The organism is Cellulomonas humilata (assembly GCF_030814415.1).
Classification (GTDB): domain Bacteria; phylum Actinomycetota; class Actinomycetes; order Actinomycetales; family Cellulomonadaceae; genus Cellulomonas; species Cellulomonas humilata_A.
On sequence record NZ_JAUSVB010000004.1, the window covers coordinates 273990 to 290203 of the forward strand.

Here is a 16214-nt window from a genome sequence, read left to right on the forward strand (position 1 = left end):
GGCGTCGCAGGACCCCGTCCGGGGGATGCGTCGCCAGGTTTTCTGGCGTAGAACGGATCGCATGTTCGAAGAAGGACAGCTCTACGCCCCCGTCACCGCCGACGAGGACGGCAAGGCGACCGTGCACCTCGCGGACGACCACCCCGGCGCGAACGACGACGCCTACCGCCGTCGCCGGAACGAGATCGCCGCGCCGGCCCTCGCGTGGGAGCCCGGCGACCCCGTGCCGCAGGTGGACTACACCGACTCCGAGAACGCGATCTGGGAGACGGTGTGCCGCGAGCTCGCGCCGAAGCACGAGCGCCTCGCGATCCGCGGCTACCTGGAGGGCAAGGAAGCCCTCGCGCTGCCGACGGACCGCGTCCCGCAGCTCGACGAGGTCAGCGCGGGTCTCGGCCCGATCAGCGGCTTCCGACTCCACCCGGCCGCGGGGCTCGTCCCCCTCGACGTCTTCTACGGCTCGCTCGCGGACGGGGTCTTCCACTCGACCCAGTACCTGCGCCACCCGTCGCAACCGCTCTACACGCCGGAGCCGGACATCCTCCATGAGGTCGTCGGGCACTGCAACCTGCTCGCGAACCCCGCGATCGCCGAGGTCAAGCGTCGCGCCGGCGAGGCCGCGCGCCGGTGCGAGACGGCCGCGGGCCTCCAGTACGTGGCCGACGTCTTCTGGTTCACCATCGAGTTCGGGGTCATGTACGAGGACGGCGAGCTGCGCGCCTACGGTGCCGGGCTGCTCTCCTCGTACGGCGAGATCGAGGAGTTCCGTGGGGCGGACATCCGTCCTGTGGACTTCGACCAGATGGCCACGCTGGCGTACGACATCAGCCACTACCAGCCGATCCTGTTCGCGTGCGACGGCATGAGCGAGCTCACCGACCGGGTGGCCGGGTTCTTCGCGGAGTTCGACGACGAGGTGGCCGCCCGGCTCGCCGCCCGGAACTCCGCCTAGACGAGAAGGTGCTGCCGGAAGAACGCGGCGAGCTCGTCCGTCGCGTCGAACGGCAGGACGGCCGCGACGTACTGGTCGGGCCGGACGACGACGACGCACCCGGCACGGTCGACGCCGCGCAGCTCGAAGATGTCGTCGACCGGGTCCGTGGCGAAGACGTTCTCGTAGTCGACGAGCTCGAACGGTCCCGTGCGGGGCAGGAACAGCGTCGGAACGGTCGAGATGTCGACGTCGACGTGGCGCTGCTGGTAGACGACCTTGATGTCGAACACGCCCTCGCGCACCGGTGAGTCCGGCGAGCCGGCCATCCAGTCGGCCCACGTCGCGAGCGCGGAGCCGTCGTCGTCCGCGAACGCGTACACACGCCAGCGGCCGTCGGCGCGGTGCTGGTGCCCGAGGTGCAAGGGGTTCGCGTCGGCCACCCGCACGACGGGAGCCGACTTGAACCGCTTCCCGACCGGGAAGCCCGTGGCGAGCGCCTGGTGCGTCGGCTCGGCGACGACCATCGACGGCGGGTACTGCGTCATGAACCCGAACAGGAACTCGGTGGTCCGGACGTAGAACTCGGCGAGCTTGCCGGGGTCCCCCAGCTCCTCCGGGGTCTTCGCCATGAGCGAGGACCACTCCTTGTCGAAGTCGATGAGGTTCTGCGCGACCACCTGGCGCTCCGCGGAGTACGTGGCGAGCAGGCTCTCAGGGCTGCGGCCGGACAGCACGTACCCGAGCTTCCACGCCAGGTTGAAGCCGTCCTGCATGGAGACGTTCATGCCCTGGCCGGCCTTGGCGCTGTGGGTGTGGCAGGCGTCGCCGGCGATGAAGACGCGGGGCGTCCGCGTGCCCGACTCCCCGACGGGGACGTCGTCGAACCGGTCGGTGAGCCGGTGCCCCACCTCGTACACGCTGTGCCAGGCGACGTCGCGCACGTCGAGCGTGTACGGGTGCAGGATCGCGTTCGCCTTGGCGATGATCTGCTCGATCGTCGTGCTGCGCACCTCGTGGTGGGCTTCGGGGTCGATCTCCCCGAGGTCGACGTACATGCGGAACAGGTGGCCACCCTCGCGCGGGATGAGCAGGATGCTGCCGCCCGCACCGGACTGGATCGCGCACTTGAGACGGATGTCGGGGAAGTCGGTGACCGCGAGGACGTCCATGACGCCCCAGGCGTGGAACGCCGAGTTGCCCTCCATGGTGCAGCCGATCGCGGTGCGCACCTTGCTTCGAGCACCGTCCGCCCCCAGCACGTACTTGGCTCGCACCACCTTCTCGTGCCCATCCCGCACCAGGGTGACGTCGACGTGGTCGTCGGCCCGCACCAGGCCCTCGAACTCGTAGCCGTAGTCCGGCGTCATCCGGCTCGGGGAGTTCGCCATGTACTCGGCGAAGTAGTCCAGCACGCGGGCCTGGTTGACGATGAGGTGCGGGAACTCGCTGATGCCGCCGGGGTCGTCGGCCGGCCGTTCGCCCCGGACGATGCGCGACGGGTCGGCGGGGTCCGGGTGCCAGAAGCACATCTCGGTGATCCGGTAGGCCTCCTCGGCGATCCGCCCGGCGAACCCGAACGCCTGGAACGTCTCGACGCTGCGCGCCTGGATGCCGTCCGCCTGCCCGATCGGGAGCCGCCCCGCCCGCCGCTCGACGATCCGGGTGGTGACCTCGGGGAACTGGGAGAGCTGCGCGGCCGCGATCATCCCCGCCGGCCCGGTGCCGACGATGAGGACGTCCACCTCGTCGGGGAGCTCGTCGGGCCGGTCGAGGCCGACGCCGGTTGCGGGCTGGACGCGCGGGTCCCCGGAGACGTACCCGTGGTGGTGGAACTGCATGGGACCGACTCCCTGACGACGATGTCGAGGTTACGCGTTCTGCCGGATCGTATATTATCCCTACCGAGCCGCAACGACGCGGTCGACCCGGTCCGAGAGGCTCCTCCATGCCGACGGTTTCCGCGCACGTCGCGGTCACGCTCGCCGCTCACGTCGAGCACGTCTTCGGCGTCATGGGCAATGGCAACGCGTACTTCCTCGACGCCCTGACGCGTCAGACCGACGCCCGCTTCACCCCCGTGCGGCACGAGGCCGGTGCCGTGGTCGCCGCCGACGCGTTCCACCGCGCCTCCGGCCGGCTCGCCGCCGCGACGACGACGTACGGGGCAGGGTTCACCAACACACTCACCGCCCTCGCCGAGGCCGTGCAGGCACACGTGCCGCTCGTCCTCGTCGTCGGCGACGAGCCGACGTCGGGGCCGCGACCCTGGGACGTCGACCAGATCGCGATGGCCTCGGCCGTCGGTGCGCGCACCTACACCGTCGGCCGCGCGGACGCCGCGGCCACGACCGTCATCGCCGTCGAGCACGCGCTGACCTATCGCGTGCCCACCGTCCTCGCGATCCCCTACGACGTCGCGACCCTGGACACCGGCCCGGTGCCCGAGACGCCGGCACCCCGCCTGCCCGCGCCGCTCGCCGTGCGCGGGGCGTTCGCCGACGGCGTCGTGCGCGAGATCGCCGCCGCCCTCTCCACCGCGCGCCGGCCGCTGCTCCTGGCAGGTCGCGGCGCCTGGGTGGCCGACGCGGGCGCGGCGCTCGGAACCGTCGCCGACGTCACGGGCGCCCTGACCGTGACGACGGCCCTCGGACGCGGGATCTTCCCCCGGTCCGAGTTCGACCTGGGCGTCGCGGGCGGGTTCGGGACCGAGGGCGCGATGGAGCTCGTCCGTCAGGCGGACGTCGCCGTCGTCGTCGGCGCCTCGCTCAACCAGTTCACGATGCGGTTCGGCGACCTCTTCGCACCCGGGTGCCGGGTGTTCCAGGTGGACGTCGCGCCCGCGGCGACCCACCCGCACGTCGGCGGGTACGTCCGCGGGGACGCCGCCGTCGTCGCCGAGGCGATCCTCAAGGAGCTCGACGGAGGCGCGTCCAGCGGGTGGCGGGAGTCCGTCGACCTCACGGCGGCGCGACGGCACGAGCCCGGGGACGGGATCGCCGCGGACGGGCGGCTCGACCCGCGCTCGGCAGCCGCCCGCCTCGGGGAGCTGCTGCCCGAGGACCGCGTGGTCGTCTCGGACGGTGGGCACTTCCTCGGCTGGTCGAACATGTACTGGCCGGTGTCGTCGCCGGACCGGATGGTGATGGTCGGCACCGCGTTCCAGGCGATCGGGCTCGGCTTCCCCAGCGTGATGGGGGCGGCGCTCGCCCGGCCCGAGGCCACGGTGGTCCTGACGACCGGCGACGGCGGTGGGCTCATGGCCCTGTCCGACCTCGAGTCGGCGGTGCGGGTCGCGGCCGGCCGCGGGATCGCGGTCGTGTGGAACGACGGCGCGTACAGCGCGGAGATGCACCTCTACGGTCGCAAGGGGCTGGCCCACGAGCCGATGCTCATCCCCGACGTCGACTTCGCCGGCGTGGCCACCGCCCTCGGTGCGCAGGGCGTGGCCGTCCGGTCCGTCGAGGACCTCGAGGTGCTCACCGAGTGGCGTGCTCGACCGGAGAGCGAACGCCCGTTCCTGCTGCTCGACCTGCGGGTCTCCGGCACGGTGGTCGCCCCGTTCTGGGAGGAGATCGCCCGCGCGAGCGGCTGAGCACGGACCGACGGACCACTCAGGTGAGGGAGCTCATGACCGACGACAGCACGGACAACCGGTTCGCCGGCCTGCCCGGACGACCCGGGAAGATCGTCGCGATCCACCTCAGCTATGCGTCGCGTGCCGACCAGCGTGGCCGCCGCCCTGCGCACCCGTCGTACTTCCTCAAGCCGTCGAGCTCCGTCGCACCCTCCGGCGGCACGGTCGAACGTCCGGACGGCACCGAGCTCCTCGCGTTCGAGGGCGAGATCGCGCTGGTCATCGGCACCGCCGCCCGGCGCGTGCCGCTGGACCAGGCGTGGGACCACGTCGCGTGGGTCACGGCGGCGAACGACCTCGGGCTCTACGACCTGCGCGCGAACGACAAGGGATCGAACGTCCGGTCCAAGGGCGGGGACGGGTTCACCCCCGTCGGACCCGGCCTTCTCGACGCCCGCGCCGTCGACCCGGACGCACTGCGGCTGCGCGCCTGGGTGAACGGCGAGCTCCGCCAGGACGACACGACCGCCGGCCTCCTGTTCACGCTCCCCCAGCTCGTCGCCGACCTCTCGCAGCACCTCACGCTCGAGCCCGGCGACGTCATCCTCACCGGCACCCCCGCCGGCTCCTCCGTCGTCGTCCCCGGGGACGTCGTCGAGGTCGAGGTCGACGCGCTGGACGCGCCCGGTGCCCCGTCGTCGGGGCGGCTCGTCACGACCGTCACCCAGGGCGAGCACCGGTTCGACCACGCGCTCGGGTCGCTTCCCGCCGTCGACGACGTCCAGCGCGCCGAGGCGTGGGGGCACGAACCGGCACCCGCGCGGTTCCAGCTGACCCCGGAGCTGCGCGAGAAGCTCCTGCAGGCCCCGGTCGCCGGGCTCAGTGCGCAGCTGCGCAAGCGCGGCCTCGACGCGGTGACGATCGACGGCGTCCGTCCCACGCACCCGGACGCCAAGCTGGTCGGCACCGCGCGCACCCTGCGGTTTGTGCCGGGCCGCGAGGACCTGTTCGCGCGCCACGGCGGCGGCTACAACGCCCAGAAGCGCGCGTTCGACACCGTCGGCGAGGGCGAGGTCATCGTCATCGAGGCGCGCGGCCAGGCCGGGTCCGGCACGTTCGGCGACATCCTCGCCCTGCGCGCCCACGCGCGCGGCGCCGCCGGCATCGTCACCGACGGGGGTGTCCGCGACCACGCCGCCGTGGCCGCGGTCGGCATCCCGGTCTACTCGGCGGGGGCCCACCCCGCGGTCCTCGGCCGGCTGCACGTGCCGTGGGACGTCGACGTCGCCGTCGCGTGCGGCGGGACGACCGTCGAGCCCGGCGACGTCGTCGTCGGCGACGGGGACGGCGTCGTCGTGATCCCGCCCGCGCTCGTCGAGGAGGTCGTCGACGCCACGCTCGCCCAGGAGGAGGAGGACGGCTGGATCGCGCAGCAGGTCGCTGCCGGCCACCCGATCGACGGCCTGTTCCCGATGGACGCGCAGTGGAGAGCGAGGTTCGACGCATGGCGCAGGACCCGGTGAGCGAGGCGGCGACCCGGAGCAAGTCGCAGCACGCGTACCACTCGCTCAAGGAGCGGATCGCGGCCGAGGAACTCACGCCCGGGCACCGCCTGGTCCTCGCCTCCGTCGCGAACGAGCTCGGGATGAGCGTCGTGCCGGTGCGCGAGGCCATCCGCCGCCTCGAGGCCGAGGGCCTGGTGACGTTCGAGCGGAACGTCGGCGCGCGGGTGTCGATGATCGACGACTCCCAGTACCGGCACAGCATGGAGACGCTGGCCCTCCTCGAAGGAGCGGCCACCGCGCTCGCGGCCCGGCACCTGACCGCCGACGACGTCCGGCAGGCGCGCGAGCTCAACGTCCGCCTCGTCGAGTCGCTCGACGACTTCGACCCGCGCCTCTTCACCTCCCTGAACCACGAGTTCCACTCGGTGCTCTTCGCCGCCTGCCCGAACCCGCGCCTGCTCGCGCTCGTCGAGTCGGAGTGGGTCCGGCTGGGCCACCTGCGCGACTCGACGTTCAGCTTCGTGCCCGGTCGTGCACAGGAGTCGGTGCGCGAGCACGAGACTCTCCTCGGCCTGATCGAGACCGACGCCCCACCAGCGGACATCGAGCGGGCCGCCCGCGGGCACCGCTCGGCCACCCTTGCCGCATACCTGAGCCACGAGCACCCCGACGAGGCGACCCATGCCCAGTGACCTCCCCGACCACCTCCAGCACTACATCGGCGGCGAGCACGTCGACTCCGCGGACGGTGCGACGTTCGCGGTCCTCGACCCGGTGTCGAACGAGACGTACCTGCAGGCGGCGGCCGGCAAGGCGGCCGACGTCGACCGAGCCGTCGCCGCCGCGCGGCACGCGTTCGAGGAGGGCCCCTGGCCGCGGATGCTGCCGCGCGAGCGCTCGCGGGTCCTGCACCGCGTCGCCGACATCGTCGAGTCGCGCGACGCCCGGCTCGCCGAGCTCGAGAGCTTCGACTCCGGGCTGCCGATCACCCAGGCGCTCGGCCAGGCCCGTCGTGCCGCCGAGAACTTCCGCTTCTTCGCCGACCTGGTGGTCGCCCAGACCGACGACGCCTTCAAGGTGCCCGGCCGCCAGCTCAACTACGTCAACCGCAAGCCGATCGGAGTCGCCGGGCTGATCACGCCGTGGAACACGCCGTTCATGCTCGAGTCGTGGAAGCTCGGACCCGCCCTGGCCACCGGCAACACCGTCGTGCTCAAGCCGGCGGAGTTCACCCCGCTCTCGGCGTCCCTGTGGGCCGGGATCTTCGAAGAGGCCGGCGTGCCCGCGGGCGTGTTCAACCTCGTGCACGGGCTCGGCGAGGAGGCGGGCGACGCGCTGGTCAAGCACCCCGACGTCCCACTCATCTCGTTCACCGGTGAGAGCCGGACCGGGCAGCTCATCTTCGCCAACGCCGCGCCGCACCTGAAGGGCCTGTCGATGGAGCTCGGGGGGAAGTCCCCCGCCGTGGTCTTCGCCGACGCCGACCTCGACGCGGCCATCGACGCGACGATCTTCGGGGTCTTCTCCCTCAACGGCGAACGGTGCACGGCGGGCAGCCGGATCCTGGTCCAGCGCGAGATCTACGACGAGTTCGTCGAGCGTTACGCCGCGCAGGCGACACGCGTCGTCGTCGGCCCCCCGCACGAGGCGACCACCGAGGTCGGCGCGCTCGTGCACCCGGAGCACTACGACAAGGTCATGCGCTACATCGAGCTCGGGAAGACCGAGGGTCGGCTCGTCGCCGGCGGAGGGCGGCCCGACGGCTTCCCGACCGGCAACTACGTGGCACCCACCGTGTTCGCGGACGTCCCGCCGGACGCCCGGATCTTCCAGGAGGAGATCTTCGGCCCGGTCGTCGCCATCACACCGTTCGACACCGACGAGGAGGCGCTCGCCCTCGCCAACGGCGTGCAGTACGGGCTCGCGGCCTACGTGTGGACCAACGACCTGCGACGGGCGCACACCTTCGCCCAGGCGGTCGACGCCGGCATGGTCTGGCTCAACAGCAACAACGTCCGCGACCTGCGCACCCCGTTCGGCGGCGTGAAGGCCTCCGGCCTCGGCCACGAGGGCGGGTACCGCTCGATCGACTTCTACACGCACCAGCAGGCCGTGCACGTCACGCTCGGCGACGCGCACCACCCGACGTTCGGCAAAGGACACTGACGTGAGCACCCCCCTCTCCCCCGGCGGGCCCGAGCCTGCCGTGACCGCCGAGGACCCCATCCGGGCGGCCGACCCCATCCCGACGCCAACCTCCCCGCCACCGGACATCCTGCGCGCCGCCTCGATGGAGCTCGTCGTCACGGACCTCGCGGCGTCGCGGAACTTCTACGTCGACGTCCTGGGCCTCGTCGTGACCGAGGAGGACTCCGAGACGGTGTACCTGCGCAGCTTCGAGGAGTTCATCCACCACAACCTCGTCCTGCGCACAGGTCCGGTCGCGGCAGTCGCCGCGCTCTCCTACCGCGTCCGTTCCCCCGAGGACCTCGACAAGGCGGTGGCGTTCTACCGCGAGCTCGGGTGCCGGGTCGAGCGGCGGGCGGACGGCTTCGTGACGGGCATCGGGGACGCGGTGCGCGTCGAGGACCCGCTCGGGTTCCCCTACGAGTTCTTCCACGACGTCCAGCACGTCGAGCGGCTCGCGTGGCGCTACGACCTGTACACGCCGGGCACCCTCGTGCGCCTCGACCACTTCAACCAGGTCACCCCCGACGTGCCGCGCGCCGTGGCCTACATGGAGGACCTCGGGTTCCGGGTGACCGAGGACATCCAGGACGAGGCCGGCACCACGTACGCCGCGTGGATGCGTCGCAAGCCCACCGTGCACGACACCGCGATGACCGGCGGCAACGGCCCGCGCCTGCACCACATCGCCTTCGCGACCCACGAGAAGCACAACATCCTCGCGATCTGCGACAAGCTCGGCGCTCTGCGGCTGTCGGACCGGATCGAGCGCGGCCCCGGCCGGCACGGCGTGTCCAACGCGTTCTACCTGTACCTGCGCGACCCCGACGGCCACCGCATCGAGATCTACACGCAGGACTACTACACCGGCGACCCCGACAACCCGGTGGTCACCTGGGACGTCCACGACAACCAGCGTCGCGACTGGTGGGGCAACCCGGTCGTGCCGTCCTGGTACACGGAGGCGTCCCTCGTGCTCGACCTCGACGGCGTCCCGCAGCCGGTCGTCGCGCGCACGGACACCAGCGAGATGGAGGTCACCATCGGCGCGGACGGGTTCTCCTACACGCGCAAGGGGGACGCCCCCGACGAGCTCCCGAGCTGGAAGCAGGGCGAGTACAAGCTGGGGCACCAGCTGTGACGCTCCCCGCAGAGACCCTGGCAGCGATCGCCGACGAGCTGGCCGCCGCCGAGCGAGACCGGACCACGGTGCCCCTTCTCACCGCCCGCCACCCCGGCATGACCGTCGAGGACGCGTACGCGGTGCAGCGCGAGTGGCGGCGCCGGGGTGTGGCCGCCGGCCGGCGACCCGTCGGCCGCAAGATCGGCCTGACGTCGAAGGTCATGCAGGTGGCGACCGGCATCGACGAGCCCGACTACGGGGCGATCTTCGCCGACATGGTCTACGAGGACGACTCGGTGATCGAGCACGGCCGGTTCTCGAACGTGCGCATCGAGGTCGAGCTCGCGTTCCGGCTGGCCGAGCCCGTCGAGGGTCCCGGCGCGACGCTCGAGGACGTCCTGCGCGCGACCGACCACGTGGTGCCGGCCCTCGAGATCCTGGCCTCCCGCATCCAGCTGGAGGGCCGCACGATCGTCGACACCATCAGCGACAACGCGGCGATGGGCGCGATGGTCGTGGGCGGCACGCCCGTCCGGCCCGACGACGTCGACCTGCGCTGGGTCGCCGCGATGCTGTACCGGAACGGGACCGTCGAGGAGTCCGGCGTGGCGGGTGCCGTGCTCGACCATCCCGCCCGGGGCGTCGCCTGGCTGGCGAACAAGCTCGCCCAGCACGGCGACCGGCTCGAGGCCGGCGAGATCGTGCTCGCGGGCTCCTTCACCCGCCCGATGTGGGTGCACCCGGGCGACACCGTGCTGGCCGACTACCGCGACCTGGGGACGATCACATGCCGCTTCACCTGACACCGACGTTCCGCGACGCGCTCGCGGCGTCCCCACGACCGCTGGTCGGCATGTGGGTCTGCACGGGCAGCCCGCTGGTCGCGGAGATCTGCGCGGGCTCCGGGCTGGACTGGCTGCTGGTCGACATGGAGCACTCGCCCAACGGGCTGGAGTCCGTGCTCGCCCAGCTCCAGGCGCTCGCCGCGTACCCGGTCACGCCGGTCGTGCGGGTGCCGGTCGGCGACGTCGTCACGATCAAGCAGGTCCTGGACCTCGGGGCGCAGAACCTCCTCGTGCCCATGGTGTCCTCCGCGGACGAGGCGAGGGCGGTCGTCGAGGCCGTGCGCTACCCACCCCGAGGTCGCCGGGGCGTCGGCTCGGCGCTCTCCCGCTCGGCCCGGTGGAACCGGGTCGAGGGGTACCTCGACCGCGCCGACGAGCACGTGTCGTTGTTCGTGCAGATCGAGACGGTCGAGGGTGTCGCCGCAGCCGGCGCGATCGCGGCGGTCGACGGCGTCGACGGTGTCTTCGTGGGGCCGTCCGACCTCGCTGCGTCCATGGAGCTGCTCGGCCGGCAGACCCACCCGGACGTCGTCGCCGCGGTCCACCGCACGTTCGAGGCCGTGCGCGGCGCGGGCAAGCCGGTCGGGGTGAACGCGTTCGACCCGGCCCTCGCGCGCTCGTACGCCGACGCCGGCGCCGCGTTCGTGCTCGTCGGCGCCGACGTGACGCTCCTGGCGCACGGGTCCGAGGCGCTCGCCGGCCGACTCGCTCCGTCGGCCGTCGACGCCGACCCGGCGGATTCCTGACAGGGCGCTCTCGGTAGGGTCAGGTATGAGCGTCGTCGACCACCTCACCCCGATGCTGGGCCGCTGGCAGGGCACGAACCGCTTCCGGCTCATGCCCACCGACGAGTACACGTCCTCGATCGCGACCGCGACGGTCGCCATCACCGCCGTCCGCTTCGTCTCGATCGCCTACGCCTGGTCCGACGGGGACACCTCGCACGACGGGCTCCTCCTGCTCGGCGGGGAGGCGGATGCCGACGGCGCCTCGGGGGTGTGGGTCGACTCGTTCCACACCGGTCCGACGTGGATGACCTTCGCCGGCGGGACCCGGGCGGACGGCGAGCTGCAGCTCCGGGGCTCCTACCCGGCGGAGTCGGGGCCGGACTGGGGCTGGCACATCCACCTGCGGCCGCGGGACGCCGTCATCACCATGCACAACCTCGTGCCCGGCTACGACCCGTACCAGGTGGTCGAGCTCGCACTGGCGCCCGCCTGAGCCATTGTCGGACGTGTGTGCCACGCTGGACCGATGGCAGAGATCCTGCTCCTGCACCACGTCCTCGGGCTCACCGACGGCGTCCGCGCACTGGCCGACCGGTTCCGCGCCGCCGGGCACACCGTGCACACACCCGACCTGTTCGAGGGCCGCACGTTCGACAGCATCCCGGCGGGCATGGCGCACGAGGAGGACGACCTCGGCTGGGACGAGATGACGGCTCGCACCCGGCGAGCGGCCGCCGACCTGCCGTCGGAGCTGGTGTACATGGGCATCTCGATGGGTGTCGTGTACTCCCACCTGCTCGTGCAGTCCCGGCCGGGTGCTCTCGGGGCGGTCTTCCTCGAGTCGGCCACGAGCCTGGACGACTTCGGCGACTGGCCGGCCGGTGTCCCCCTGCAGGTGCACGGCCACGCCGACGACGAGTTCTTCGGCGCCGACGGGGCGGACAACGCCCGCGCGCTGGTCGCCGCCGCCGGTGCCGGCGACGTGTTCGTCTACCCGGGCAGCACGCACCTCTTCGTCGACGACACGCTGCCGACGTTCGACGCCGGGCAGACGGCCGAGGTCGTCGACCGGATCCTCGCGTTCGCACCGCTCCGGTAGACGACCGGCGACACCGTCAGCCGCGCGGCAGGACGGCGTCGATGCCAGCGATCGCCTCCGTGAGCGCGCGCGCCTCGGGCGGGAAGTCGGCGTCGTGGTCCGGGCTGTACTGCGGGAGGTTCCCGATGGGCAGCTCGACGAACTCGAGGTCGTCGTGGCTGGCTCACCACGGTAGGACCGGCGCCGACGTCGTGCGACCGAAGTCGGACAAACCGCCGGCGGGTTCGGCGGCGAATCGCGAACCCGCTGGTCAGGGCCGCGGTACGCTCACCGCAGGTCCGCACGGTGCTGACCTCCCGTAGGCGCCAGCTCCCACTTCGTCGTTGTGCCCCAGGAGGCTCGATGGCTGTCCGAGCGGAACGGACCCGCAGGGGCGTGGGCGGACTCGTGCGGGTCTGGTCGTCCGCGGCGGGCGCCCCCCGCCTCCGTCGACCGACCGACATCCTCCTGCTCGTCGGCTCGATCGTCGCCCTGGGACTGCTCGCGCTCGCGGCACCGGGACCGACCGGTGCCGACGATGCGCTGGCCACGCTGCTCGCCTGGCTGCAGCCGTTGTTCGGCTGGCTGTGGAGCGTCGTCTACGCCGTCATGACGCTGTGGGCGTTCGGGGTCGTCCTGCTCGCTGCCGCGAGCCGGGGTCGGCGCCGGCTCCTCGTCGACCAGGCGACCGCCTCGGCGCTCGCGTTCGGCGCCTCGGTCGGGGTCGGTGCCCTGGCCGGGACCCACCCGTCGGACATCGTCACCGGGCTGGTGTCGTCCGGCCCGCCGGTCGTCTACGTCGCGAGCCGGGTCGCCGTCCTCACCGCCATCATCGTCACGGCCTCGCCGCACCTCGCCCGGCCGTGGCGGTACGCGAGCCGCGTCGTCATCGCTCTGGGCGCGCTGGCGGCGATCGGCCTGAACGCGACGAACCTCCTCGGGGCGAGCGCCGGCATCGCCGTCGGGATCGCGGCCGCGGCCATCACCCACCTCGTCCTGGGGTCACCGCAGGGGCGGCTGACCGACGCGCAGGTGCAGGTGGCGCTCGCCGACCTCGGCGTGCCGACCACCGGGGTGTCGGCGTCCCCGGACCCGCAGGCGGTGGACCTGCTGGTCGCCCGCACGGAGCAGGACACCGAGCTGCGGGTCACGGTCTACGGGCGCGACGCGTGGGACAGCCAGCTCGTCGGATCGCTGTGGACGGCCCTGACCCGCCGCGGCGAGCGCGCGCAGATCTGGGGTACGCGGCGGTCCCGGGTCGAGCACGAGGCTCTCTTCACGCTGCTGGCGTCGGAGGCGGGTGTCCCGACGCTCGACGTCGTCGCGGTCGGCGTGGCGGACCAGGGCGACGCCCTGCTGGTGACGTCCAGCCCGCGCGCGTCGCTGGACGACCTGGACGCCGAGACGCTGGACGACGAGCTGCTCGCCGGGATGTGGCGGGCGGTCGTCGGGCTGAACCGCGCCGGGATCGCGCACGGGCGGATCGACGGGAGCCGGGTGGTCGTCCGGCTCGACGGCACCCCCGCGCTGGCCGACTTCGACGCCGCCGGCCGCGCGTCCGACGAGGGTGACGTGCCGACGGACCAGGCCCGGCTCCTCGTCTGCACGGCACTGGTCGTCGGACCGGACCGGGCACTCGCCGCGGCGATCCGTGCCGTCGGAGCCGAGGGCCTCGCCGATCTCCTGCCCTATCTGCAGTCGGCCGCGCTCGGTCGAGGGACGCGCGCCGAGGTGCGCACGGCGAGCTGGACGGTCGACGAGCTGCGCGCCGCAGCGGTCGCGGCCGCCGGGGTCGAGGAACCACCGCTGGAACGTCTGCGGCGCGTGACGCCGAAGTCGATCGGCACCCTCCTGCTGTCCGCGCTCATCATCTACGTCGTCGTCACGATGCTCGCCGGGGTCGACCTCGCCAGCGTCGCCGCCGCCCTCGCGTCCGCGGACTGGGTCTGGCTCGTCGCCGCGCTGCTGCTCTCCCCGTTCATCCAGACGGCGCTCGCCGGAGCGACCCTGGGCGCCGCCCTCGCCCGGCTGCGGTACTTCCCGGTCCTGATGCTGCAGTACTCCATCCAGTTCATCTCGCTCGTGCTCCCGTCGTCCGCCGCCCGCCTCGCGCTCGAGGTCCGCTTCTTCCAGAAGTTCGGGATCCCCGCCGGGTCCGCCCTGTCGTTCGGGCTCATCGACAGCGTCACGGGGTTCGTCGTGCAGGCGTCCCTGATCCTGCTCATCGTGGTGAGCGGACTGCCGGGATTCACCTCGAGCCTCTCCACCGGGTCGAGCAGCGACGACTCCGGCTCGTCGAGCCCGTCCCTCATCGCGGTGCTGGTCGCCGTGCTCGTCCTCACCGCGGTCGTCACCCTGGCCGTCCCCCGGCTGCGCCACCGGGTCACCGCACGGATCCCGAAGATCCGCGCCGCGATCGCGGAGCAGGCGCGCTCGGCGCAGTCCGCGCTCGGCGTGCTGCGCAAGCCCGCGAAGGTGTCCGCGATGCTCGGTGGCAACCTCGGGGCGCAGCTGCTCCAGGCCGGGGTCCTGGCGCTGTGCCTGCAGGCGTTCGGGCAGACCGCGCACTTCTCGCAGCTGATCCTCATCAACACCGCGGTGAGCCTGTTCGCAGGCCTGATGCCCGTCCCCGGCGGCATGGGGGTCACCGAGGCGGGCTTCACGGTCGGCCTGCAGGCCATCGGGGTGCCCAGCGCGATCGCCGTCTCGACGGCCATCACCTACCGGCTCGTCACGTTCTACATCCCCCCGATCTGGGGGGCGGCGGCGATGCGCTGGCTGCGGCGCCAGGAGTACGTGTAGCGGCTCCTACTCGGGCTTGTACTTGAACGACAGCTGGATTCGGGTGCGGTAGAGCAGCTCCCCGGTCTCGCCGACGACGACGTCCTGCTTCGTCACCTCGGCCACCCGGAGGTCGTGCAACGATCCCCCGGCCGTGCTGATCGCCTCGGCCGCGGCCGCCTCCCAGGACGACGCGCTCGTCCCGATGACGTCGATCACTCGGTACACGCTCATGGTGCTGGCCTCTCCTCGCTCGGAATCGACGACTCCATACTGGTCGCGGCCGGTCGACGGCACCACCGTGCAGCCCCGGACGACAGGAGATCGCTGATGCGCCACACACCCCGGTTCCTCATGACCGACCCGGACGACGTCAGAAGGCTCGTCCGGGAGAACCCGTGGGCAACGTTCGTCTCACCGGCTTCGACCGGGCTCGTCGCGTCCCACTACCCGGTCATGGTCGAGGACGGCGACGACATCACGATCGTCAGCCACTTCGGCCGCCCCGACGAGACGCTGCACGAGCTGGGGCAGCACGAGATCCTCGTGATCGTCCAGGGTCCGCACGACTACGTCTCCCCCAGCTGGTACGCGCCGGGCGACCTGGTCCCCACCTGGAACCACGTCACCGCGCACCTCTACGGCACGCCGGAGCTCCTCAGCAACGACGAGAACTACGCCGTGCTCACGCGCCTCACCGACCACTTCGAGCACGGACGGCCCGGTGGTCGGAGCCTCGACGAGGACGAGGAGGGCACTCGCCGCATCGCGCGCGGAACCGTCGGGCTCCGCCTGCGCGTGACGCGGTTCGACGCCCGCGCGAAGCTCAGCCAGAACAAGCAGCCCGACGTCGCCCAGCACGTGATCGCCCAGCTCGAGCCCACCAACCCCGCCCTCGCGGACGAGATGCGCCGGGTGCACGGGAGCTGACGTCCCGTCCGACGGTGCGGGCAGCCGGGACAGGGCTAGCCTGGACGTCGAGGTGAGCGACGATGCACGCAGAGGTCGGTGACAAGGTCGTCATCCATGGCCGGACGGTCGGGACGGCGGATCGCGGTGGCACGGTGGTCGAGGCCCGAGGGACGGAAGGCCCCTACGTCGTGCGGTTCGACGACGGGCACGAGTCACTCGTGTACCCCGGGCCGGACCTGACGGTGGTGCGGTCGACCGCCTGACCGCCCTGCCGCGAGAGCTCAGCGGACACCAGGGAGATCGGCGCGCCCGTCGGGCGTCGTGGTGAACGACACGACCTCGAGACCGAGGTCGAAGAGCTGGTGCAGCACGCCCTGGACGTGGGCCTGGTCGGTGAGCGTCCCGACGAGCTCGGTGCGGCCGTCCGCCGCGGTGAGCGTCATCCCCTCGACGGCGTCGCCGAAGCGGGAGTCGAGCTCACCGGCGACGACGATCGTGCAGAGGATCATCCCGACATCGTTCATGTCGGGACGCCGGCGACGGACCA

At 72.2% G+C, this 16214-nt stretch carries 16 protein-coding genes; 13 read left to right on the forward strand and 3 right to left on the reverse strand.

The window, feature by feature from the left end; genetic code table 11:
- The first annotated feature begins 61 nt into the window (after positions 1–61).
- Positions 62–952 carry a phenylalanine 4-monooxygenase gene (locus J2X26_RS15325; RefSeq protein ID WP_307493570.1) on the forward strand — a complete coding sequence of 297 codons (891 nt, stop codon included), beginning with the start codon at positions 62–64 and terminating at the stop codon, positions 950–952.
- Here J2X26_RS15325 and J2X26_RS15330 read toward each other — a convergent pair.
- Positions 949–2772: an FAD-binding monooxygenase gene (locus J2X26_RS15330; protein WP_307493571.1), complete on the reverse strand. Its 1824-nt coding sequence runs from the start codon at positions 2770–2772 to the stop codon at positions 949–951. The genes J2X26_RS15325 and J2X26_RS15330 overlap by 4 nt on opposite strands.
- Positions 2773–2879: 107 nt before the next feature.
- Between J2X26_RS15330 and J2X26_RS15335 the strand changes: the two genes are divergently transcribed.
- The 10 genes from J2X26_RS15335 to J2X26_RS15385 all read left to right on the forward strand — a co-directional run bounded on the left by J2X26_RS15335 (position 2880) and on the right by J2X26_RS15385 (position 14776).
- Complete coding sequence (locus J2X26_RS15335; RefSeq protein ID WP_307493572.1) at positions 2880–4526, forward strand: thiamine pyrophosphate-binding protein; 1647 nt, start codon at positions 2880–2882, stop codon at positions 4524–4526.
- 35 nt (positions 4527–4561) lie between these two features.
- On the forward strand, positions 4562–6031 hold the full coding sequence (locus J2X26_RS15340) for a fumarylacetoacetate hydrolase family protein (RefSeq protein ID WP_307493573.1): 1470 nt from the start codon (positions 4562–4564) through the stop codon (positions 6029–6031).
- Positions 6013–6705, forward strand: a complete 693-nt coding sequence (locus J2X26_RS15345) for a GntR family transcriptional regulator (RefSeq protein ID WP_307493574.1) — start codon at positions 6013–6015, stop codon at positions 6703–6705. The genes J2X26_RS15340 and J2X26_RS15345 overlap by 19 nt, the downstream gene beginning before the upstream one ends.
- A complete protein-coding gene (hpaE, locus tag J2X26_RS15350; RefSeq protein ID WP_307493575.1) occupies positions 6695–8179 on the forward strand; it encodes a 5-carboxymethyl-2-hydroxymuconate semialdehyde dehydrogenase in 1485 nt (494 codons plus the stop codon). Before J2X26_RS15345 ends, hpaE begins: the two co-directional genes overlap by 11 nt.
- Before the next feature lies 1 nt (position 8180).
- Complete coding sequence (gene hpaD, locus J2X26_RS15355; protein ID WP_439897863.1) at positions 8181–9341, forward strand: 3,4-dihydroxyphenylacetate 2,3-dioxygenase; 1161 nt, start codon at positions 8181–8183, stop codon at positions 9339–9341.
- Positions 9338–10126: a 2-keto-4-pentenoate hydratase gene (locus tag J2X26_RS15360; protein ID WP_307493576.1), complete on the forward strand. Its 789-nt coding sequence runs from the start codon at positions 9338–9340 to the stop codon at positions 10124–10126. Before hpaD ends, J2X26_RS15360 begins: the two co-directional genes overlap by 4 nt.
- Positions 10111–10914: an HpcH/HpaI aldolase family protein gene (locus J2X26_RS15365; RefSeq protein ID WP_307493577.1), complete on the forward strand. Its 804-nt coding sequence runs from the start codon at positions 10111–10113 to the stop codon at positions 10912–10914. The genes J2X26_RS15360 and J2X26_RS15365 overlap by 16 nt, the downstream gene beginning before the upstream one ends.
- A gap of 25 nt (positions 10915–10939) precedes the next feature.
- Positions 10940–11389: a DUF1579 family protein gene (locus J2X26_RS15370; protein WP_307493578.1), complete on the forward strand. Its 450-nt coding sequence runs from the start codon at positions 10940–10942 to the stop codon at positions 11387–11389.
- Positions 11390–11422: 33 nt separating this feature from the next.
- Positions 11423–11995 (forward strand): dienelactone hydrolase family protein, encoded by a 573-nt coding sequence (locus tag J2X26_RS15375; protein WP_307493579.1) that lies wholly within the window; start codon positions 11423–11425, stop codon positions 11993–11995.
- Between the two features lie 342 nt (positions 11996–12337).
- Positions 12338–14776: a lysylphosphatidylglycerol synthase transmembrane domain-containing protein gene (locus J2X26_RS15385; RefSeq protein WP_307493580.1), complete on the forward strand. Its 2439-nt coding sequence runs from the start codon at positions 12338–12340 to the stop codon at positions 14774–14776.
- 6 nt (positions 14777–14782) lie between these two features.
- Here the strand turns inward: J2X26_RS15385 and J2X26_RS15390 are convergent, their stop codons facing one another.
- Positions 14783–14989, reverse strand: coding sequence for a dodecin domain-containing protein (locus J2X26_RS15390; protein ID WP_307493581.1), 207 nt, complete (start codon positions 14987–14989; stop codon positions 14783–14785).
- Positions 14990–15085: 96 nt separating this feature from the next.
- Between J2X26_RS15390 and J2X26_RS15395 the strand changes: the two genes are divergently transcribed.
- Positions 15086–15685: an FMN-binding negative transcriptional regulator gene (locus J2X26_RS15395; protein WP_307493582.1), complete on the forward strand. Its 600-nt coding sequence runs from the start codon at positions 15086–15088 to the stop codon at positions 15683–15685.
- Between the two features lie 62 nt (positions 15686–15747).
- On the forward strand, positions 15748–15930 hold the full coding sequence (locus J2X26_RS15400; RefSeq protein WP_307493583.1) for a DUF1918 domain-containing protein: 183 nt from the start codon (positions 15748–15750) through the stop codon (positions 15928–15930).
- 18 nt (positions 15931–15948) lie between these two features.
- On the opposite strand, the gene J2X26_RS15405 is transcribed toward J2X26_RS15400, so the two are convergent.
- Positions 15949–16176, reverse strand: coding sequence for a hypothetical protein (locus J2X26_RS15405; RefSeq protein WP_307493584.1), 228 nt, complete (start codon positions 16174–16176; stop codon positions 15949–15951).
- Positions 16177–16214 lie beyond the last annotated feature (38 nt).